19 protein-coding genes are annotated in these 19,288 nt (G+C 61.3%); 11 read left to right on the top strand and 8 right to left on the bottom strand.

Features of this window, described 5'->3' with window-relative positions; all coding sequences use genetic code 11:
• The first annotated feature begins 1 nt into the window (after position 1).
• The 4 genes from rfbC to NWV16_RS02385 are packed head-to-tail and all read left to right on the top strand — an operon-like array spanning position 2 to position 4,242.
• A complete protein-coding gene (gene rfbC / locus NWV16_RS02400; RefSeq protein WP_260521831.1) occupies positions 2 to 547 on the top strand; it encodes a dTDP-4-dehydrorhamnose 3,5-epimerase in 546 nt (181 codons plus the stop codon).
• A gap of 52 nt (positions 548 to 599) precedes the next feature.
• The gene (locus NWV16_RS02395) at positions 600 to 2,408 is read left to right on the top strand and encodes an ATP-binding protein (RefSeq protein WP_260521830.1); all 1,809 of its coding nucleotides are present in this window, start codon (positions 600 to 602) and stop codon (positions 2,406 to 2,408) included.
• A complete protein-coding gene (locus NWV16_RS02390) occupies positions 2,405 to 3,790 on the top strand; it encodes a sigma-54-dependent transcriptional regulator (protein ID WP_260521829.1) in 1,386 nt (461 codons plus the stop codon). The genes NWV16_RS02395 and NWV16_RS02390 overlap by 4 nt, the downstream gene beginning before the upstream one ends.
• On the top strand, positions 3,787 to 4,242 hold the full coding sequence (locus NWV16_RS02385) for a thioesterase domain-containing protein (protein WP_260521828.1): 456 nt from the start codon (positions 3,787 to 3,789) through the stop codon (positions 4,240 to 4,242). The genes NWV16_RS02390 and NWV16_RS02385 overlap by 4 nt, the downstream gene beginning before the upstream one ends.
• Before the next feature lie 15 nt (positions 4,243 to 4,257).
• On the opposite strand, the gene cysQ is transcribed toward NWV16_RS02385, so the two are convergent.
• Complete coding sequence (gene cysQ / locus NWV16_RS02380; protein ID WP_409519318.1) at positions 4,258 to 5,085, bottom strand: 3'(2'),5'-bisphosphate nucleotidase CysQ; 828 nt, start codon at positions 5,083 to 5,085, stop codon at positions 4,258 to 4,260.
• An 11-nt stretch (positions 5,086 to 5,096) separates the two neighbouring features.
• Positions 5,097 to 5,663, bottom strand: coding sequence for an ADP compounds hydrolase NudE (gene nudE / locus NWV16_RS02375; RefSeq protein ID WP_065257777.1), 567 nt, complete (start codon positions 5,661 to 5,663; stop codon positions 5,097 to 5,099).
• Positions 5,664 to 5,751: 88 nt separating this feature from the next.
• Here nudE and yrfG point away from each other — a divergent pair, with 88 nt between their 5' ends.
• The gene (gene yrfG / locus NWV16_RS02370) at positions 5,752 to 6,414 is read left to right on the top strand and encodes a GMP/IMP nucleotidase (protein WP_260521827.1); all 663 of its coding nucleotides are present in this window, start codon (positions 5,752 to 5,754) and stop codon (positions 6,412 to 6,414) included.
• A gap of 93 nt (positions 6,415 to 6,507) precedes the next feature.
• On the opposite strand, the gene lysM is transcribed toward yrfG, so the two are convergent.
• The gene (lysM, locus tag NWV16_RS02365; RefSeq protein ID WP_260521826.1) at positions 6,508 to 6,948 is read right to left on the bottom strand and encodes a peptidoglycan-binding protein LysM; all 441 of its coding nucleotides are present in this window, start codon (positions 6,946 to 6,948) and stop codon (positions 6,508 to 6,510) included.
• Positions 6,949 to 7,085: 137 nt separating this feature from the next.
• On the opposite strand from lysM, the gene NWV16_RS02360 reads away from it, so the two are divergent.
• The 4 genes from NWV16_RS02360 (at position 7,086) to NWV16_RS02345 (ending at position 11,940) form a co-directional block, all read left to right on the top strand.
• Entirely contained in the window at positions 7,086 to 7,973 is an 888-nt protein-coding gene (locus NWV16_RS02360; RefSeq protein WP_260521825.1) for a LysR family transcriptional regulator, read from the top strand.
• A 92-nt stretch (positions 7,974 to 8,065) separates the two neighbouring features.
• Positions 8,066 to 8,905, top strand: a complete 840-nt coding sequence (fdhD, locus tag NWV16_RS02355) for a formate dehydrogenase accessory sulfurtransferase FdhD (RefSeq protein WP_260521824.1) — start codon at positions 8,066 to 8,068, stop codon at positions 8,903 to 8,905.
• On the top strand, positions 8,902 to 11,250 hold the full coding sequence (locus NWV16_RS02350; protein WP_260521823.1) for an FdhF/YdeP family oxidoreductase: 2,349 nt from the start codon (positions 8,902 to 8,904) through the stop codon (positions 11,248 to 11,250). The genes fdhD and NWV16_RS02350 overlap by 4 nt, the downstream gene beginning before the upstream one ends.
• 210 nt (positions 11,251 to 11,460) lie before the next feature.
• Positions 11,461 to 11,940, top strand: coding sequence for a glycine zipper domain-containing protein (locus NWV16_RS02345; RefSeq protein ID WP_260521822.1), 480 nt, complete (start codon positions 11,461 to 11,463; stop codon positions 11,938 to 11,940).
• Positions 11,941 to 12,004: 64 nt separating this feature from the next.
• On the opposite strand, the gene NWV16_RS02340 is transcribed toward NWV16_RS02345, so the two are convergent.
• From NWV16_RS02340 to NWV16_RS02325, 4 genes are all read right to left on the bottom strand, one after another.
• Positions 12,005 to 12,436: an acyl-CoA thioesterase gene (locus tag NWV16_RS02340; RefSeq protein ID WP_065257784.1), complete on the bottom strand. Its 432-nt coding sequence runs from the start codon at positions 12,434 to 12,436 to the stop codon at positions 12,005 to 12,007.
• Between the two features lie 31 nt (positions 12,437 to 12,467).
• On the bottom strand, positions 12,468 to 13,691 hold the full coding sequence (locus NWV16_RS02335) for a 3-hydroxyacyl-CoA dehydrogenase (RefSeq protein ID WP_260521821.1): 1,224 nt from the start codon (positions 13,689 to 13,691) through the stop codon (positions 12,468 to 12,470).
• Between the two features lie 88 nt (positions 13,692 to 13,779).
• Positions 13,780 to 15,729 (bottom strand): ATP-dependent DNA helicase RecQ, encoded by a 1,950-nt coding sequence (locus tag NWV16_RS02330; protein ID WP_260521820.1) that lies wholly within the window; start codon positions 15,727 to 15,729, stop codon positions 13,780 to 13,782.
• A gap of 384 nt (positions 15,730 to 16,113) precedes the next feature.
• Positions 16,114 to 16,617 (bottom strand): polysaccharide deacetylase, encoded by a 504-nt coding sequence (locus NWV16_RS02325; protein ID WP_260521819.1) that lies wholly within the window; start codon positions 16,615 to 16,617, stop codon positions 16,114 to 16,116.
• A 296-nt stretch (positions 16,618 to 16,913) separates the two neighbouring features.
• Between NWV16_RS02325 and NWV16_RS02320 the strand changes: the two genes are divergently transcribed.
• A complete protein-coding gene (locus tag NWV16_RS02320; protein WP_260521818.1) occupies positions 16,914 to 17,231 on the top strand; it encodes a hypothetical protein in 318 nt (105 codons plus the stop codon).
• Positions 17,232 to 17,480 carry a type II toxin-antitoxin system RelE/ParE family toxin gene (locus NWV16_RS02315; protein WP_312846928.1) on the top strand — a complete coding sequence of 83 codons (249 nt, stop codon included), beginning with the start codon at positions 17,232 to 17,234 and terminating at the stop codon, positions 17,478 to 17,480. It abuts the gene before it with no gap.
• A 172-nt stretch (positions 17,481 to 17,652) separates the two neighbouring features.
• Here the strand turns inward: NWV16_RS02315 and NWV16_RS02310 are convergent, their stop codons facing one another.
• The gene (locus tag NWV16_RS02310) at positions 17,653 to 19,194 is read right to left on the bottom strand and encodes a phosphoenolpyruvate carboxykinase (RefSeq protein WP_260521817.1); all 1,542 of its coding nucleotides are present in this window, start codon (positions 19,192 to 19,194) and stop codon (positions 17,653 to 17,655) included.
• Positions 19,195 to 19,288 lie beyond the last annotated feature (94 nt).

Here is a 19,288-nt window from a genome sequence, read left to right as displayed (position 1 = left end):
CATGAATGTAATCACCACCGACTTGCCCGGTGTTCTGATCATCGAACCCAAGGTATTTGGTGACGAGCGCGGCTTCTTTTATGAAAGCTTCAACGCCAGGGCTTTTCAGGAAGCGACCGGTCTGGACACGCAGTTTGTCCAGGACAACCATTCCCGCTCGCAGAAAGGCGTCCTGCGCGGTTTGCATTACCAACTGGAAAACACCCAGGGCAAACTGGTCCGCGTCACGGCCGGTGAAGTGCTCGACGTAGCGGTCGACATCCGTCGCAGCTCGCCTCATTTCGGCAAGTGGGTCGCGGTACGGCTGTCGGCAGAAAACCATCGCCAACTGTGGATACCGGAAGGTTTCGCACACGGTTTCGTGGTCCTCAGCGAATTCGCCGAATTCCTCTACAAGACCACCGATTACTACACCCCATCCGCCGAGCGGAGCATTCGCTGGGACGACCCGGACCTGGGTATCGACTGGCAACTGGACGAAGCCCCGAAACTGTCGGCCAAGGATCAGGCTGCGGCGCTGCTCAAGGATGCCGACGTCTTTTCCTGAAGTGCTTCAGGCCTAGGCATAATGCGCCTGTACTCCCAGGCGCCCGATGCTCATGACTCCAACCGTCCCCCGCCGCCCCCGCTGGCGCAGTCTCGCCTTGTTGGCCCTTTGTCTGGCGCCGTTGCTGTGGCCGCTGCAGCATCTGGCCGAGCGCTACTACCGCAGCGAATTGATCGGTCAGAATCGCCAGACCCTCGACCTCTACGTCGCCAACCTGCTGGGCACCCTGCATCGCTACGAAGTGCTGCCACAGATCCTCGGCGACCTGCCGGCCCTGCGGGCGGTCATCGGTGCACCGGACGATGGTGTCACACAGGGCAACGCCAATCGCCTGCTGAAAAACATTGCCGCCCAGACCGGCGCCGAAGTCATGTACCTGATGGATACCAGCGGCAAGACACTGGCAGCCTCTAACTGGGACAAACATGACAGTTTCGTCGGGCGCAACTTCTCGTTCCGGCCCTACTTCAACGAGGCGATGGCCGGGCGGCTGGGGCGCTTTTTCGGCCTTGGCACGACGTCCGCCAAGCGCGGCTACTTCTTTGCGGCGGCCGTGCGCAATGGCGAAAAAATCATTGGCGTACTGGTCATCAAGGTCGATCTGGACCACACCGAAAGCCTGTGGGGCAAAACCCCGGAACAATTGCTGGTGACCGATCACAATGGCGTGGTCATCCTTACGTCGCGCCCGGAATGGCGATTCCGCTCGACTCGCCCGTTGAACGACGACGAACGCTCGGCGATCACCGCCATACAGCCTTATCCGACCCGTTCGCCGCGCCCGCTGAATCTCAGCCCGACCGCCTGGCTGACCCAGACCCGGGAAATCGAAGAAACCGGCTGGAGCGTCAGTATTCTCGCTCCGCGCACGCTGATCGACCGTCCGGTGCGCACCGTTGTCGCCGTCGGCGGCGCCACGCTGCTGGTGGTCATGCTGTTGCTGGGTTTGATGATGCAACGCCGTCGTCATTATCTGGAACGGATCGCCTTCGAGGCCAAGGCGCGACGAGAGCTCGAAGGCCGGGTCGCCGAACGCACCAGCGACCTGGAAGGACTCAACCGGCGTCTGAAACAGGAAGTGCTGGAGCGTGAACAGGCCCAGCAGGAACTGGTGCGTGCCCAGGACGATCTGGTACAGGCCGGCAAACTGTCGGCGCTCGGAACGATGTCGGCGAGTATCAGCCACGAGCTCAATCAGCCGCTGGCGGCAATCCGCAGTTACGCGGAAAACGCCGAAGTGCTGCTCGATCATCAGCGCATCGATGATGCTCGCGGCAACCTCAAACTGATCAGCGAACTGACCGGGCGCATGGCCTCGATCATCGCTCACCTGCGCGCCTTCGCCCGCCGTGATCGCCATGCCCCGGAAAGTGTGGCCTTGCAGCCGGCGCTGGACGATGCCCTGGCATTGCTGGCCAAACGACGCCGGAGCATGGACGTCGAGCTGATCCGCGACCTGCCCGCCGCGACGCTGTGGGTCGAGGCCGGAGAAACCCGATTGCGTCAGGTCCTTGGCAATCTGTTGGCCAACGCCCTCGATGCCCTGACCGAGAAAGGTCCGCCGCGCAAATTGTGGCTGAGTGCCGAATCCACCGGCGAAGGCGTCAATCTGTACATTCGCGACAACGGCCCTGGCTTCTGCATGGAAGCGCTGGGCCGCGCCAGCGAGCCGTTTTACACCACCAAGACCCGCACTCAGGGCCTGGGGCTGGGCCTGGCCATTTGCGAAACCCTGATGCGCGCCTTCGGCGGTGAACTGTCGTTCGCCAACCACAAGCAAGGCGGCGCCTTGATTACCCTGCGGCTGCGCGCCGGCGCGCCCGGAGTCAGCCTGCAACCGTCCGAGGATCGAAGTGCATGACCATCGACAACCGCATTCAGGTGGTGCTGATCGACGACGATCCGCATCTGCGCCAGGCCCTCGGCCAGACGCTGGATCTGGCCGGTCTGAAAATCCTTCCGCTGTCCGAAGCCAAGGGGCTGGCCGCGCAACTGGAACGTGACTGGCCCGGGGTGGTGGTCAGCGACATCCGCATGCCCGGCATGGACGGTCTTGAGTTATTGAGCGAACTGCATGCTCAGGATCCCGAACTCCCCGTGCTGTTGATCACCGGACATGGCGATGTACCGTTGGCCGTGCAGGCCATGCGCGCCGGCGCCTACGATTTCCTCGAAAAGCCCTTCGCCAGCGATGCCCTGCTCGACAGCGTGCGCCGCGCACTGGCCCTGCGGCGCCTGGTGCTGGATAACCGCAGCCTGCGCATGGCCCTGAGCGACCGCAATGAACTGAGCGCGCGACTGGTCGGCCAGTCGGCCCCGATGGCGCGCCTGCGCGAGCAGATCGGTGCGCTGGCCGCGACCAAGGCTGACGTCCTGATCCTCGGCGAAACCGGTGCCGGCAAAGAAGTCGTGGCCCGCGCCCTGCACGACCTGTCGGGTCGGCGTAACGGCCCGTTCGTGGCGATCAATGCCGGGGCACTGGCCGAGTCGGTGGTGGAAAGCGAGCTGTTCGGCCACGAGCCCGGCGCCTTCACCGGCGCGCAGAAACGCCGGATCGGCAAGTTCGAATTCGCCAATGGCGGCACGCTGTTTCTCGATGAAATCGAGAGCATGAGCATGGACGTGCAGGTCAAATTGCTGCGCATGCTGCAGGAGCGGGTCGTCGAACGCCTCGGCGGCAATCAGCTGATTCCGCTGGATATACGCGTCATCGCTGCGACCAAGGAAGACCTGCGCCAGGCCGCCGATCAAGGCCGCTTCCGTGCGGACCTGTATTACCGGCTCAACGTGGCACCGCTGCGTATTCCGCCGCTGCGCGAACGGGGTGAGGACGTTCTGGTGCTGTTCCAGCACTATGCCGACGAAGCCAGTGCCCGCCACGGTTTGCCGCCCCATGAACTGCAACCGGCACAACGGGCGTTGCTGCTGCGTCACTCATGGCCGGGCAATGTGCGGGAATTGCAGAACGCGGCGGAGCGTTTCGCCCTCGGCCTGGAACTGGCGCTGGACAACTCTCGACCTGACGGCGGCAGCGCGACCGTCGAAGTCACCAGCGCAGGCCTCAGTGAACAAGTGGAACAATTCGAGAAGTCCTTGATCGCCGCCGAGCTGGCCCGCTCGCACAGCTCGGTGCGCAGCCTCGCCGAAGCCCTGGGCATTCCACGCAAGACCCTGCACGACAAACTGCGCAAGCACGGTCTGAACTTCGCCGACAGCAGCAACCATGGAGACGAATCCGAATGAAGCACGACAGCCAATATCTTGAATCCGTCCTCCATCACGACATCCCGCTGACCCGGGACATGGGCCTCAAGGTGCTCGACTGGCAGGAACAGCAACTGCGCCTGCACTTGCCGCTTGAGGCCAACGTCAATCACAAGAGCACCATGTTCGGCGGCAGTCTGTATTGCGGCGCGGTGCTGGCCGGCTGGGGCTGGCTGCACCTGCGTTTGAAGGAAGAAGGCATCGACGACGGACACATCGTCATTCAGGAAGGACAGATCAGTTATCCGCTGCCGGTGACCGGCGATGCCATCGCGATCTGCCCGGCGCCGGATGCGGCGGTGTGGAAGAAATTCCTGGCGATGTATCAGCGTTACGGGCGGGCTCGATTGACCCTGCAGACACGGATCGTCAATGCGGGCAGCGATGAGGAGGCGGTGACCTTCAGCGGGCAGTACGTGCTGCACCGCTGAGGTATGGAAATGTGCTCAGGAACGGGCCAGTTCCAGCAGTTTCGCGCGCCATGCGGCTTTTGCCGGCAGCGCCAGGAAGAACTCGTTCAGCAGTGATTCCCGCGCCGGGTAGCAGAACGCTTCACCGTTCAAACCCAGCACCTCGCCACCCGCGCCTTCCAGCACGCCTTGCGCCGCGGCTGTGTCCCACTGGGATGTCGGCGCCAGTCGCGGATAACAATCCGCCGCGCCTTCGGCCAACAGACAGAACTTCAGCGAACTGCCGATGTTGGCCAGTTGCAACTCGCCAAGGCTTGCACTCAAGCCGGCCAGCAAGCGCTCCTGTTGCGGGCTGGAATGACGGCGGCTGGCGACCACAGTAAATGCTTCGCCAGGGCCTGGCACGTCACGCACCTGAATCGCCACCGGCGTGCCGCCCGTATCGCCCCGCCAGGCACCCAGCCCGGCACCGCCGACGTAGAAGCGTCCATTGGTCGGCATCGAAACCACCCCGAACACCACGCGGCCATTTTCGATCAAGGCGATGTTGACGGTGAACTCTTCGCTACCGCTGATGAACTCCTTGGTGCCATCCAGCGGATCCACCAGCCACCAGCGCTGCCAGCCGGCGCGCACGCTTTGCGGGATGCCGGCGTCCTCTTCGGACAACACCGGGATGCTCGGGTCCAGGGCCGTCAGGCCGGCGACAATCACATGGTGCGCGGCGATGTCCGCCGCGGTCACCGGCGAATCATCGGACTTGGCGGTGACTGCCACATCGGCGCGCCAGAACGGCAGGATCGCCTCGCCGGCCCGCAACGCCAGTTCAACCACCGGTGCCATCATCGGATGGGGGAAATTCATTGATATCTCACTCATGACTGGAAAAAGCCGCGCTGGGTCAGCAGATCGCGGGCCAGGTACAACGCCGCCAGGGCACGGCCTTCGGAAAATTGCGGATTTTGTGCCAATGAAGAGAGATCCCGCAGGTTGACCTTGTCCACCCGCATCGGCTCCGGTTCATCGCCTTCCAGTCGCTCTTCGTACAGATCGCTGGCCAGCACCACCTGGATTTTCTGGCTCATATAGCCGGGGGACAACGATAACTCTGTCAGGTGCTCCAGTTGCCGCGCACCAAAGCCTGCCTCTTCCTTGAGCTCACGCTCGGCCGCCGCCAGCACATCCTCGCCCGGTTCGATCAACCCTTTGGGCAGGGACAGTTCATATTCGTCGGTACCACCGCAGTATTCCTCGACCAGCACCGCGTGTTCGGCATCGAGCATGGCCACGATCATCACCGCGCCATAACCGGCGCCTTTGCCCACCAGCCGCTCGTAGGTGCGCTCCACGCCGTTGGAAAAGCGCAGCTTCAGCTCTTCGACACAGAACAGACGGCTGGTGGCGACGATTTCCCGGGCGAGTACGGTAGGTTTCTGGCGCATGCAAAGCTCCTTGGCGTGAACGCGCTACTATAACGCGGCTTTTCCGATAGTTTGCGTCGGATATCTTTCTACCGTTCGAGACGTTGCCATGCCTTCATTACCGTGGTCCGACATCGATACCGTTCTGCTGGACATGGACGGTACGTTGCTGGATCTGCACTTCGACAACCACTTCTGGCTGGAACACCTGCCACAGCGCTACGCCGAACTGCACGGTGTGAGCCGGGCCATGGCGGAGATGGAGTTGCAGCCGTTGTTCGAACGCCATGCCGGTCAGTTGCAGTGGTATTGCCTGGATTTCTGGAGCGCGGAGTTGAAGCTGTCAGTACGTGAACTGAAGCTGGAAACCGCCCATCTGATTGCCCTGCGCCCCGATGCCGACACCTTTCTCGCGGCGATCAAGCGTGCCGGCAAACGCGTGGTGATGATCACCAACGCGCACCGCGATTCGCTGTCGCTGAAGCTGGAGCGGGTTGAACTGGCGCCGTACTTCGAGCGGTTGATCAGTTCTCACGATTACGGTTTTCCCAAGGAGAACCCGCAGTTCTGGGATGCGTTGCAGGCCGACATCGGTTTCGATCCGGCACGCAGCCTGTTCATCGACGACACCTTGCCGATCCTGCGCAGTGCGCGGGATTTCGGGGTGGCGCATCTGTTGGCCGTGAAGGAACCGGACAGCCGCAAAGGGCCGAAGGACACGGCGGAATTCGCGGCGGTCGGGGATTATCGGGATTTGCTCAAAGGGCTTTAGACCGCGCGGACTTCATCGCGAGCAGGCTCGCTCCCACAAAGGAAATACATTCCTGTGTGGGAGCGAGCCTGCTCGCGATTGCGGTTTCGAAGATTAATCAGGAATACGCAGCGTCTGCCCCGGATAGATCTTGTTCACATCCTTGAGCATTGGCTTGTTGGCCTCGAAGATCTTGTTGTACTGGTTGGCATTGCCGTACACCGCCTGGGAAATCGCGCTGAGGGTGTCGCCCTTTTTCACCACCACAAAACGTGCGGCAGCCACGACCGGCCCGGTCACGGTGATCTGGTCATCGACACTGCCCACGCCCTCGATATTGCCGACAGCCAACAGAATCTTTTCTTTCTCTTCCTGGCTCGCCACCTCGCCGGTGACTGTCACCTTGTCGCCATCCACAGTGGCCTGGACGTTCGGGTTACCCAACCCGACCTTGCTGATGTGTTCCTTCAACTGCTCGCTGGCATTGGCGTTGCCGGGGGTCAGCAGATCGATCAGTTTCTCACCTGCTTCTTTTACAAAGCTCAAAAGACTCATGGCGCACACTCCTTGATTTAAGTTCCAGACGCCCAAGCCTAGACCACCGTGAACCCACCCGGTTCCGGCCCGACCAATGACCCTGCCCCCGCGCAAGCGGTAGAATCGCCCACCCTTGCCAGCGCCCCGGAGCGAAGATGGACATCAAGCAGCTGAAATTCCTCATCGCCCTCGACGAAACCCGCCATTTCGGCCAGGCCGCCGCCCGCTGCCACATCACCCAACCGACCTTGTCGATGCGCCTGCGCAGCCTTGAAGAAGAGCTCGATCTGCCGCTGGTCAATCGTGGTCAGCGCTTCGAAGGTTTCACCGCACCGGGCGAGCGGGTGCTGGCCTGGGCGCGCACGGTACTGGCAGCCTATGACGGCCTGCAGGCGGAAGCGGCGGCCTGTCGCGGCAACCTGATCGGCACCTTGCGCCTGGGGGTGGTCCCGCTGTCGAGTTTCGATCCACTGCCGCTGATGCAACGCCTGCACGCTGCACACCCGGAGCTGCGCTTTGAACTGTCGGCGCTGAGTTCCGAACAGATCCTCGAACAACTGGCGGACAACCGCATCGACCTCGGGGTGTCGTATCTGGATCGTCTCGACAACGAACGTTTCGAATCACTGGCGTTCGACGAAACCCGCATGGGGCTGTTGTATGACCAGCGCTCCTTCAGCTTCGGCGAGGCGCCCCTGAGCTGGCAGGCGCTGATCGAACTGCCGCTGGGCATGCTCACCAGCGGCATGCATTTTCGCCAGTCCATCGACCACAACTTCCACAGTCGGGGCCTGACACCGCGGCCGCTGTTGCAGACCGACGCCGTGCACCAATTGTTACAAGCCGTGCATGGAGGATTCTGCTGCGCGATCATGCCGCTGGACGGCGGCCTCGACAGCCTCACCGATCACCTGCGTTTGCAACCGATCGAAAACGCCCAGACCCTCGCCCGACTGGGCCTGATCATGCGCCGCGGCGCCCCGCGTTCGGCACTGGCCGAGGCCTGTTTCGCGCTGTATCAGAAATCGCCGGCGGCCGCTTGATCGACGGCATCTATCGATAGATCGACACTAGCGATTAGACGCGACAAGTTGCCGCGCCTAGTCTTAACGTTGATCAATCCGTCGGTGATGCCATGAACGCCAAGCGCCCGGCCTGCGCGGCGCCTGCACTCGAAACGCCCGCGCCCGCCGCCAGTCAGACCTACAGCTACAGCGACCTGCCTCTGGCGGAGTCGGCCAGCACTGCGCTGGCCGAGGAAGTTGCATTGGCGATTGCCTACAACGGCATCAGCCAGGCCGTGATGCTGGTGACGCCGACCGACCTCGAAGACTTTATCGTCGGCTTCAGCCTCGGCAGCGGCATCATCGAAGACGCCACCGACATCTACGACCTGCAACTGACCGGGTCGGGCTCGGCGCAATACGCCCAGGTGACCATCGCCAACCGCGCGTTCTGGAATCTCAAGCAACAGCGTCGACAACTGGCCGGCACCAGCGGTTGCGGCTTGTGCGGCGTGGAAGCGGTGGAGCAGGCGCTGCCCGATCTCAAGGTCCTGCCTGGCGCCCCTTTGCCGCCGGTCGAATGGCTCGAAGGTCTGCGCCAGCGCATCGGCGCCTACCAGCCACTGGGCCAGCATTGCGGTGCGGTGCATGCGGCGGTGTTCATGAATGCCAGCGGTGAATTGCTGCTGGGCCGTGAAGACATCGGCCGGCACAACGCTCTCGACAAACTGATCGGCGGCCTGGTCCGGCAAAAGATATCCACAACCGGCGGCCTGGCGATTGTCACCAGCCGCTGCAGCCTCGAATTGATCCAGAAAGTCCTGCGCGCCGGGATCCAGACCCTCGTCAGCCTGTCCGCCCCTACCGGCCTCGCCGTGCAGTGGGCCCGGCGCCATAACCTCAATCTCATCCACCTGCCGCAGAAGAACGCGCCGCGGGTGTATAGCCCAGAAATGGAGAAACACCCGTGAGCCAACACCATCAAGCCGACCAGAAACCCGTCCCGCGCTACAAGCCTTACAAGGGCCCTGCCGGTGGCTGGGGCGCACTGATCAGCGTGGCCCAGGCGTGGTTGACCAGCGATAACGCGCTGAAAAACCTGCGCATGATGCTCAAGACCAACCAGAACGGTGGCTTTGACTGCCCGGGCTGCGCCTGGGGCGATTCACCGGAAAGCGGCATGGTCAAATTCTGCGAGAACGGCGCCAAAGCGGTGAACTGGGAGGCGACCAAGCGCCGGGTGGACGGCAAGTTCTTCGCCAAACACAGCGTCACCGCTTTGCTGGAACAGAGTGACTACTGGCTCGAGTACCAGGGTCGCCTGACCGAGCCGGTGGTGTACGACGCCGAAACCGATCGCTACAAACCGATCAGCTGGGACGATGCCTACGCCCTGATCGGCAAGCATCTGCGAGCCCTGTCGAGCCCGGATCAGGCCGAGTTCTACACCTCGGGCCGCGCCAGCAATGAAGCGGCTTATCTGTATCAATTGTTCGTGCGTGCTTTCGGCACCAACAATTTCCCCGACTGCTCGAACATGTGCCACGAGGCCAGCGGCGTAGCGCTGGCGCAAAGCGTCGGTGTCGGCAAAGGCACGGTGACCTTTGACGACTTCGAACACGCCGACGCGATTTTCGTCTGGGGTCAGAACCCCGGCACCAATCACCCGCGCATGCTCGAACCGCTGCGTGAAGCGGTGAAACGCGGCGCTCAGGTGGTCTGCATCAACCCGTTGAAAGAACGCGGTCTGGAGCGCTTCCAGCATCCGCAGCACCCGATCGAAATGCTCACCAACGGTGACAAACCCACCAACACCGCGTATTTCCGCCCGGCGCTGGGTGGCGACATGGCGGTGCTGCGTGGCATGGCCAAGTTCCTGCTGCAATGGGAACGCGATGCGCAGAAGGCCGGTGCGCCGGCCGTGTTCGATCACGACTTCCTCAATGAACACAGCGTCAACGTGCTGGAGTATCTCGGTGTCGTCGACGACACACCGTGGGAACAGATCGTCGCGCAGTCCGGCCTGACCCTGGTGGAAATCGAGCAGGCGGCGCGCATGTACGCCAAAGGCAAGAACGTGATCATGTGCTGGGCGATGGGCATCACCCAGCACCGCCACTCGGTACCGACCATCCAGGAAATCGCCAACCTGATGCTGCTGCGCGGCAACATCGGCAAACCCGGCGCCGGTCTGTGCCCGGTGCGCGGCCACAGTAACGTACAGGGCGACCGCACCATGGGCATCAACGAACGTCCGCCGGTGGCGTTCCTCGACGCCCTTGAGCGCCGCTTCCAGTTCAAGGTGCCGCGCCACAACGGGCACAACGTGGTCGAAGCGATTCACGCGATGGCCGAAGGCCGCGCCAAGGTGTTCATCGGTCTGGGCGGCAACTTCGCCCAGGCCACACCGGACAGCCCGCGCACCTTCCAGGCCCTGCGCAACTGCGACCTGACGGTGCAGATCAGCACCAAGCTCAACCGCAGCCACCTGGCCCATGGCAAGGATGCACTGATCCTGCCGTGTCTGGGTCGTACCGACATCGACATCCAGGCCGAAGGCCCACAGGCCGTCACCGTGGAAGATTCGTTCAGCATGGTGCACGCCTCCAACGGGCAGTTGCAGCCTCTGTCGAACCAGATGCGCTCGGAGCCGTCGATCATCGCCGGTATCGCTGCGGCGACCCTGGGCAGCAAACCGGTGGACTGGAACTGGCTGGTGGCCGACTACCGGCGCATCCGCGAACTGATCGCCGATACCATCCCGGGTTTCAAGGATTTCAACGAGAAGGTCAAGAACCCGGGCGGTTTCTACCTGGGCAACAGCGCTGGCGCACGCAAGTGGAACACCACATCGGGCCGGGCCAATTTCAAACCGAACATGCTGCCCAAGGACCTGATCCACGAACGCACCCGCGCCACCGGCAAGCTGCCGGATCTGATCCTGCAATCGATGCGCTCCCACGATCAGTACAACACCACGATCTACGGTCTCGACGACCGTTATCGCGGAGTCAAGGGACAGCGCGATGTGTTGTTCGCCAACGAAGCGGACATCATCCGGCTCGGCTTCAAGCCTGGCCAGAAAGCCGACATCGTGTCGCTGTGGGAAGATGGCCGCGAGCGTCGGGTGAATGGCTTCACGTTGCTGGCGTTCGACATTCCGGCGGGACAGGCAGCGGCCTATTACCCTGAGGTGAACCCGCTGGTGCCACTGGAAAGCATCGGAGATGGCAGCCATACGCCAACGTCGAAGTTCATCGCGATCCGTCTGGAAGCGGCGAGTGAGGCCGGACTGATCATGGCCAGATCGGCCTGACGGCAACTTTGTCAGCGCCCAAAAAAAAGGCCGCTTTTGCATAAAAGCGGCCTTTGTGAAGTAGCTAGAGACCGGCCAAAATCAGTTAAGTTCCGTCCATAAATCAGTAACTTGCATAATTGTATACAAGTCGTGCTATTCGTCGGATTTCGGTTGTCAGCCTTGTTACACAGCCTCAGGATCGCGCCGTCATCCCTTTGAGGCTCCTCTATGAAGTTCTCCCAGATTCTCTTGTTGTCCCTGGGCCTGGTCAGTGGCTTCGCCTCTGCCGGAGGCACCACCGAAGCCGGTGTGGGCGGCGCATTGGGCGGGGTTCTTGGCTCGGTCGTCGGTCAATCCTTGGGCGGCAGCACAGGTTCAACCATTGGCGCGGCCCTGGGCGGCGCGGGTGGCAGCGCGGTTGGCGCCAACAAACACAGCCGTGGCGAAGCCGCCATTGGCGGTGCATTGGGCGCAGCCGGCGGTAACGTGATCGGCCGCAGCATGGGCGGCACCACCGGCAGCCTGATCGGCGCCGCAGCCGGTGGCGGCGCCGGCGGCGCGCTGGGCAACTACATGGGCAACGAGAGCAATCGCGAAGACCGTTATTACGATCGCGGTCGTGATGATCGCCGCTACTACCGTGACCATCACCCGGGTCGCGGCCATGCCTACGGTCATCGCAAACATCACCGCTACTACCGCGACTGAGGCCGGACCTCGTTGCAGGCAAAGCCGGATCGCAGCTCCCCCGAGCTGCGATTTTTTTTGCCTGTCAAACTGCCAGACGCTCCAATGCCTGACGCAAACCGGCCGGAATGGCCACCGGCTGGTTCGACGCCCGATCAACGAACACATGCACGAAGCGCCCCGCCGCACACGCTTCATGTTCGCCAGCCTTGAACACGGCCAACTCATATTGCACTGAACTGTTGCCCAGTTTGCCGACCCGCAAACCGACTTCGATCAAGTCCGGGAATGCAATCGAGGCGAAGTAATCGCAAGACGAACTCACGACAAACCCCACCACTTCGCCGTCGTGAATATCCAGTCCACCAACCTGGATCAGGTAGGTGTTAACGGCGGTATCGAAAAAGCTGTAGTACGTGACATTGTTGACGTGGCCATAGGCATCGTTGTCGTGCCAGCGAGTGGTGATCGGCTGGAAATGCGGATAATCGGTGCGTTGCGGCATCGGGTTGGACATCAGTGTCGATTCCTTGAGTGATCGGCCCAGTCTAAAGGTAAAAACCCTTGCCTCGCGCCGCCAGCTCGCCAATCAATTGCGCCGGTCGCCACTGATCCCCCTGGCGGGTCTCCAGCGCCAGCAACCGCTTGTGAATGTCTGCCAGCCCCTGGTCGTCCGCCCAGGCCATCGGTCCGCCCCTCTGCGCCGGGAAACCATAGCCGTTCAGGTACACCTGATCGATGTCGTGGGCCGATTCGGCAATCCCTTCCTGCAGGATTTTCGCCCCCTCGTTGACCAGGGCCAGAAGGCAGCGTTCGAGGATTTCCTCGGAGCCGATCTCACGGCGATGAAACCCCAGACCTTCGCTGACACTCAATACCAGTGCATCCACCTCGGGATCGTGCTCGGCCTGACGACTGCCCGGCTCGTAGTGGTAGTAACCGTTACCGGATTTCTGTCCGAACCGCCCCAGCTCGCACAGACGGTTATCCACTTGAACCTCCGGCGCATCCTGGCCTTTGCCGGCCAGCTCCCTGGCACGCCACTCCAGATCGATGCCGACCACGTCGTACATGCGAAACGGTCCCATCGCAAAGCCGAAGCCCTGCAACGTCGCATCGATCTGCTGCGGCCAGGCCCCTTCGAGCAGCATCTTGCGCGCCTCCAGCACATAAGGATGAAGCATGCGATTACCGATGAAGCCGTGACAGTTGCCCGACACCACACTGACCTTGCCCATGCGTTTGCCCAGTTCAAGCGCAGCTTCCAGCACGGCCGGCGAGGTTTGCGCACCACGGACGATTTCCAGCAGTTTCATGATGTGCGCCGGGCTGAAAAAATGCAGGCCCAGCACTTGAGTCGGACGGCGCGTCGCAGCGGCGATCGCATCGATGTCCAGCGCCGAGGTGTTGCTCGCCATCAGGGCCTCTGGCTTCAACACACCATCGAGTTCACGAAAGATCTTTTGCTTGAGCTCGAGATTCTCGTACACCGCTTCAATCACCAGATCGACATTTCGGATCGACACGTAATCGGTTGCGGTACTGACTCGGGCGATTCGCCTGTCGGCCTCCGCCTGATCGATCCGCCCCTGACGCACGTTGTGCGCACAGGTATCAGCCACCGCCTTCAGCGCCTGCTCGAGCATTTGCGGATTGTTGTCGACCCATTGCACTGACACACCGGCGTTGGCCAGGCACATGACAATGCCGCGACCCATGGTGCCGGCGCCGATCACGGCGGCCTGGCGGATTTCGAAGGATGTCTGGCTCATGTTGTTCTCTTGTTGAAGACCCGGAGACAGCCTTCACCATAGTCAGCCATCGGGCATTTTTGAAGTTCACTACCGTGATGACCGGCATTCAGCAGATGGATTCGCCGGTTCGCAAATGTGCCTGAGCCCACGCCCGCACATCCGCGTAAGGATAGTCCTCCAGCGCTGCATATCCGGAGAGGGTCCGCACCTTGAGCCTGGTGAACAGCGGCACACTGATCCCGCACAGAAACCGCGCCAGACGTTCCGCCGAAGGAACACACCCGGTCTGTTGCTCGTGCCTGTGGATAAAGTCGCCACACAGTGTCGGGAAACTCTTATCCACAAGCGCCGGCAAGTCGGGAGGCGCCGGCAGCCGGGCAACCTGCCCGTGACACACCGAGCAATGACCACAATGTGCCGGGGCATTGTGATCGCCGAAATACTCCGCCAGTCGATGGCCCAGGCAGCGTTCGGTGGCGAAAAGTTCGAGCATCCCGTGAATCCGCGCCACTTCCGCCTGTTCGTGACGGGCAAAATAATCATGCAACTCGCCACTCAGGGCATGGCTGTCGAACGAGTCGTCCAGGACGTTGTAGACCTCGGTAATCTGTTTGCTTTCCAGCTCGATCCAGCCCTTTTCCTGGAAGTAATCCAGGGCCTTCACCACACGATTGCGCTCAGCCGAGTACTGCGTATACATCGCCTCGAAACTCACCGTGGCCCAGGTCCGCGCGCGGCTTGAGGTCTGGATGATCGCCGCGACGAAATCCCTGCGCTCACCCTCAAACCGCTCAAGCAACGCCTCGGGTTCCAGCAGGTACTTGAAACGATATTCGGCGTAATACGCGTAGCGCGGGGCAATCAGCCCCCGCAGCTCCAGTTGCACCAGCAACGTCTTCAATGGCAGCGCGCGGATGTTGCTCTGATCCGCCAGCGGCCCGAGCAGAAATTCCCATTGGCCTTCAGGCGCAGCGGCCTGCAACTCCTCCAGCACATGGCGAATGCCATCGCGCTCCGGCGTGTCGCCGTAGACGAAGTTTTCCAGCACATTGAGGCTGTCGCGGTTGGCCAGCACCAGGCAGTCGGAAGGTTGCCCGTCCCGCCCGGCGCGGCCGATTTCCTGGCTGTAGTTTTCGATGGACTTGGGAAGATCGAAATGCACCACGTTGCGGATGTCGCTCTTGTCGATGCCCATACCGAATGCGATGGTCGCGACAATGCAATTGGACTGCCCGTCCATGAAGCGCTTCTGGATCACTTCCCGTTGTTCGTGGGGCAGACCGGCATGATAAGCCTCGGCCTGAATGCCATTGCGATTCAGATGCTCGGCAATGTGCTCGGCTGTTTTCTGCAGGGTGACGTAGACGATGCTCGGCTGGCCTACCCGCCCGGCCATCCACTCCACCAGCCGTCGACGTTTGTCCTCGCCGCGCACCGGTTCCACCAGCAGATTGAGATTGGGCCGATAGAAACCGGTGGTGACCACATCCTCGGCGGCGATGGCAAATTTCGCCTGCATGTCGGCGATGACTTTCGGCGTTGCCGTTGCAGTCAGCAGCAGGGTCTGCGGGATGTAGAACTGGCGCTGATAGTCCGGCAGCTTGAGGTAGTCGGGCCGAAAGTTGTGGCCCCATTCGGAGATGCAGTGCGCCTCATCCACCACCAGCAGCGAGATCGGCACCTGCTGCAAAAAATTGCGGAAGCGCTCGTTCTTCAAACGCTCGACGGAAATCATCAGGATCTTCAGCTCACCGGAACGGGCACGGGCCATCACATCATTGGCATCTTCGCGACTCTGTGCAGAGTCGATGCTGCCTGCCGAAATACCGTGTCGTTGCAGGAATGCGAGCTGGTCCTGCATCAGCGCCAGCAACGGCGAGACCACCAGCGTCAGGTGTGGCAGCAGGAGAGCCGGCACCTGGTAGCAAAGGGATTTGCCGGAGCCCGTGGGAAAGATCGCCGCCGCCGAACGCCCGGCCAGAACGGCACTGATCGCCGCTTCCTGACCGGGTCGAAACTGTGGATAACCGAAAACCTGTTCCAGGGTGCTGTGCATGCGCTGTCACTCCGTTGACCGCTGTGATGCCAACAGCCTAGCGGGCGATCGCAGCGAGTCGAGAAAAGGCCGGGGGCAAATCGATACGGGATGATACAGCGTCGGCAGCCCTGTCACCGGATCAAACAAATGAAACACTTTGTTCATCGCCATGTGAGTCGACCCGAGGGTAATGTCCGTCACGCTTCGAGCCAGGAAGGCCGATGCCTGTCACTTTTATCAAGGAATGAACATGCCGAATCTTTTGAAACGCCCCCTCGCCCTGATCCTTGCATCCCTGTTGCTGGGCGGATGCACGCCTTCTCCCGACAACTTTCCACCGCCTTGGGCATCCGCCATGACCGCGAGTGCAACCGCTTCGGTCTGACACCCGCAGACGCAGCGTCATGGGTGCAACACGGCCACCCGCAGTTGCTCATCCAGCACCCGCTCATGCACGTTCAGGCTCTTGCTTGCCCACTGTGCATGAGCCGGGCTGATATCGCCCGTGAATGCCGCCGCCAACTGACGCAAGTCCGCGACACTGCGTACCCGTGGGCAAAACGCTTGTTCGTCGCAACTCTGGCTGGCGTCGTGATAAGTGTTGAGCAAGCGATCCCACAGGCCGTCGCGCACCTGCCGGATCGACTTGAGCTGCATCTGCTGCACGCCCAATCGTTGTTTGAGTCCCGTTTCGTCCAACGCTTCGCTGGCCAGAAGGGCCTTGCCGAAGATCAGCACTTGCGCGCGGGAGGCTGTGTCGATGCTGTCCTGAGTGGTGAGGGCCTCCGGCCAGCCACTGCGCTCCAGATTGGCCAGTGCCAATCCGTTGCCCGCATCGGAGGCCATCGTCAAACGACAACCACTGGCCCACAGCAAAATGATCGAGGCCATTCGTAGCCACTGCATACCCAATTCCCTTTAAGCGTGTGTCGGACGCCTGGAAACGCCCTACGGATTCTGGCGCGCACCATACAGAGGTTTAACGGGAATCGCCCGACAAAAACGTCGGAAATTTCCCTGCTCAGGGTTTTGCTGTGCAAAGACTGCAAAAACGCGTAGGGCAAATACCCGAACGCCGGAAAAACCCCTACGAACTCTGTCCATCGTGGCTGTCTTGTCCCGGTCGAGGGCGCCCTTCTATAGTGGCCGGCGCGGCTGAAAACACTGTGTCGGCCCGCGACTTCGTAAGGACACACCCGATCATGAACATGTTCAAACCGCTAAACACCCGATACCGCGCACTCACAACCAGCTATAGCGACACGCCCGTGCTGGTCATTGATACCGAAGCGAGCCACCGCGATCTCCTCGATGCCGCCGATCAGCGACTGCGTGCAGCCAACAACCTGCTGGAAACGCTTTACTGCCTGTGTTTCAAACAGGCCGATGTAAAGGACATCCCCAATATCGTCAGTGCGCTCTATCTGCTGACTCAGGACGGCTGTGACTTGCTGGAAGTTGCCAGGCATCGGACAGGCAACCAGCGCCATCAGACGAGCTCCCAAAGCTCGCAACAATGACTGCAATGCTCAGAATCTCTCTGTCTGCACTCACATCAACAACCTCGACCTCACCGAAATCGATCTGCGAAACCACACCGTGGCTTCCTGCACCGGGTTCCCCGCAAGCCCCCAGCCATATACCGAAAAGGTATCGCGCAAGGCACCCGCGAAATCGTCGTCTCCCCAAACTACGTCATCATCTACGCAATCAAAGTTGATGGTGTGGAGGTGCTGCGAGTGCTGCATACCAGACGGCAATGGCCATGATGGCTGGAGAAAAAATGCTTGGGAGTTCGCGGCTCCTCAAGCAGCATTATTCTGGCTGCTTAGCGCGGACTCCGCGGGAATAATGGCAGTTGATCTGACAACGAAGTCCAACCAGTCACCCACAAAAAAGCCGCCCCTGAGAGGCGGCTTTTTCATTCACCAGAACCAGGTCTTACAACTTGGGCCCGGCAGCCTTGATCGCGTCGCTCACGTCGAACTTCTTGAAATTCTCGATGAACAGACCGGCCAGAGCTTTGGCAGCTTCGTCGTACGCAGCCTTGTCAGCCCAGGTGTTGCGCGGGTTGAGCAGGTTGGTTTCGACGCCCGGTACGGCCAGCGGCACGTCCAGGTTGATGGTGTCCAGGTGTTCGGTTTCGGCACCGACCAGAGCACCGCTCTGGATCGCAGCGATCACGGCGCGGGTGGTCGGGATGTTGAAGCGTTTGCCGACGCCGTAGCCACCACCGGTCCAGCCGGTGTTGACCAGGTAGACCTTGGAGCCGAAGCCCTTGATGCGCTTGATCAGCAGTTCAGCGTATTCGCCAGCCGGGCGCGGGAAGAACGGTGCCCCGAAGCAGGTGGAGAAAGTCGACTTGATGCCGCTGCCCGAACCCATTTCGGTCGAGCCCACCAGTGCGGTGTAGCCGGACAGGAAGTGGTAGGCCGCCTGCTCGTTGTTCAGGATCGACACTGGCGGCAGTACGCCGGTCAGGTCGCAGGTCAGGAAGATCACAGCGTTTGGCTCGCCGCCCAGGTTCTTCGCGGAACGCTTGGCAACGTGCTCCAGCGGGTAGGCCGCGCGGCTGTTCTGGGTCAGGCTGACATCGGCGTAGTCGGCGTGCTTGGCATCGTCGATCACGACGTTTTCCAGCACGGCGCCGTGCTTGATGGCTTTCCAGATGACCGGCTCGTTCTTCTCGGACAGGTCGATGCACTTGGCGTAGCAGCCGCCCTCGATGTTGAACACAACACCTTCGCCCCAGCCGTGTTCGTCGTCACCGATCAGGTAACGGCTTTCGTCGGCGGACAGGGTGGTCTTGCCGGTGCCCGACAGACCGAAGAACAGGGTCACGTCGCCTTCTTCGCCAATGTTGGCAGCGCAGTGCATTGGCAGCACGTCAGCGGCCGGCAGCAGGAAATTCTGCACCGAGAACATGGCTTTCTTCATTTCACCGGCGTAACGCATGCCGGCGATCAGCACTTTCTTCTGGGCGAAGTTGATGATCACGCAACCGTCGGAGTTGGTGCCGTCACGCTCGGGCACGCACTCGAAGTTGGCCACGTTCAGCACTTGCCACTCTTCGCGACCGGCCGGGTTGTACCGGGCCGGGTTGATGAACAGGCAACGACCGAACAGGTTCTGCCAGGCAGTCTGCGTGGTCATCTTCACGGCCAGGTAGTGATCTTCGGCCGCGCCTACATGCACGTGGGAAACGAAATGCTCTTGCGCGTTGTTGAATGCTTCAACACGAGCCCACAGCGCGTCGAACTTGTCGGCCGGGAACTTGCGGTTGATCGGGCCCCAGGCGATGGCGTCCTGGGTGGAAGGCTCTTCAACGATGAAACGGTCGACTGGCGAACGGCCGGTGCGGTGACCGGTGCGAACGACCAGAGCGCCGGTATCGGCAAGCACGCCTTCACCGCGCTGCAGGGCTTCTTTTACCAGATCATCAACACTCAGATCGGTGTACACGGCGTTATTGGCTTGCGTCATGAGGTTCCCCGTCGGCCAGTGGCCGAGTGTGCTCCAAACGTTTTGTAGTAGAAAGTCATGCACTACTACCGCGAAAAAAGTGGGCCGGATTATG

This window comes from Pseudomonas sp. BW7P1 (assembly GCF_024981055.1).
In the GTDB taxonomy this organism is placed as follows: domain Bacteria; phylum Pseudomonadota; class Gammaproteobacteria; order Pseudomonadales; family Pseudomonadaceae; genus Aquipseudomonas; species Aquipseudomonas bananamidigenes.
The sequence above is the reverse complement of the archived record's forward strand: the minus strand, read 5'-3'. Positions and strand labels throughout refer to the sequence as shown.

Bases quoted from the DNA above. Each gene is read 5' to 3' on its own strand.
- rfbC (WP_260521831.1), top strand. From the start codon at position 2: ATGAATGTAATCACCACCGACTTGCCCGGTGTTCTGATCATCGAACCC.
- NWV16_RS02340 (WP_065257784.1), bottom strand. From the start codon at position 12,436: ATGTCCAACCCGATGCCGCAACGCACCGATTATCCGCATTTCCAGCCG.
- NWV16_RS02325 (WP_260521819.1), bottom strand. From the start codon at position 16,617: ATGCAGTGGCTACGAATGGCCTCGATCATTTTGCTGTGGGCCAGTGGT.
- NWV16_RS02310 (WP_260521817.1), bottom strand. From the start codon at position 19,194: ATGACGCAAGCCAATAACGCCGTGTACACCGATCTGAGTGTTGATGAT.
- NWV16_RS02395 (WP_260521830.1), top strand. From the start codon at position 600: ATGACTCCAACCGTCCCCCGCCGCCCCCGCTGGCGCAGTCTCGCCTTG.
- yrfG (WP_260521827.1), top strand. From the start codon at position 5,752: ATGCCTTCATTACCGTGGTCCGACATCGATACCGTTCTGCTGGACATG.
- nudE (WP_065257777.1), bottom strand. From the start codon at position 5,663: ATGCGCCAGAAACCTACCGTACTCGCCCGGGAAATCGTCGCCACCAGC.
- NWV16_RS02360 (WP_260521825.1), top strand. From the start codon at position 7,086: ATGGACATCAAGCAGCTGAAATTCCTCATCGCCCTCGACGAAACCCGC.
- NWV16_RS02320 (WP_260521818.1), top strand. From the start codon at position 16,914: ATGAACATGTTCAAACCGCTAAACACCCGATACCGCGCACTCACAACC.
- fdhD (WP_260521824.1), top strand. From the start codon at position 8,066: ATGAACGCCAAGCGCCCGGCCTGCGCGGCGCCTGCACTCGAAACGCCC.
- NWV16_RS02385 (WP_260521828.1), top strand. From the start codon at position 3,787: ATGAAGCACGACAGCCAATATCTTGAATCCGTCCTCCATCACGACATC.
- lysM (WP_260521826.1), bottom strand. From the start codon at position 6,948: ATGAGTCTTTTGAGCTTTGTAAAAGAAGCAGGTGAGAAACTGATCGAT.
- cysQ (WP_409519318.1), bottom strand. From the start codon at position 5,085: ATGAATTTCCCCCATCCGATGATGGCACCGGTGGTTGAACTGGCGTTG.
- NWV16_RS02390 (WP_260521829.1), top strand. From the start codon at position 2,405: ATGACCATCGACAACCGCATTCAGGTGGTGCTGATCGACGACGATCCG.
- NWV16_RS02330 (WP_260521820.1), bottom strand. From the start codon at position 15,729: ATGCACAGCACCCTGGAACAGGTTTTCGGTTATCCACAGTTTCGACCC.
- NWV16_RS02345 (WP_260521822.1), top strand. From the start codon at position 11,461: ATGAAGTTCTCCCAGATTCTCTTGTTGTCCCTGGGCCTGGTCAGTGGC.
- NWV16_RS02335 (WP_260521821.1), bottom strand. From the start codon at position 13,691: ATGAGCCAGACATCCTTCGAAATCCGCCAGGCCGCCGTGATCGGCGCC.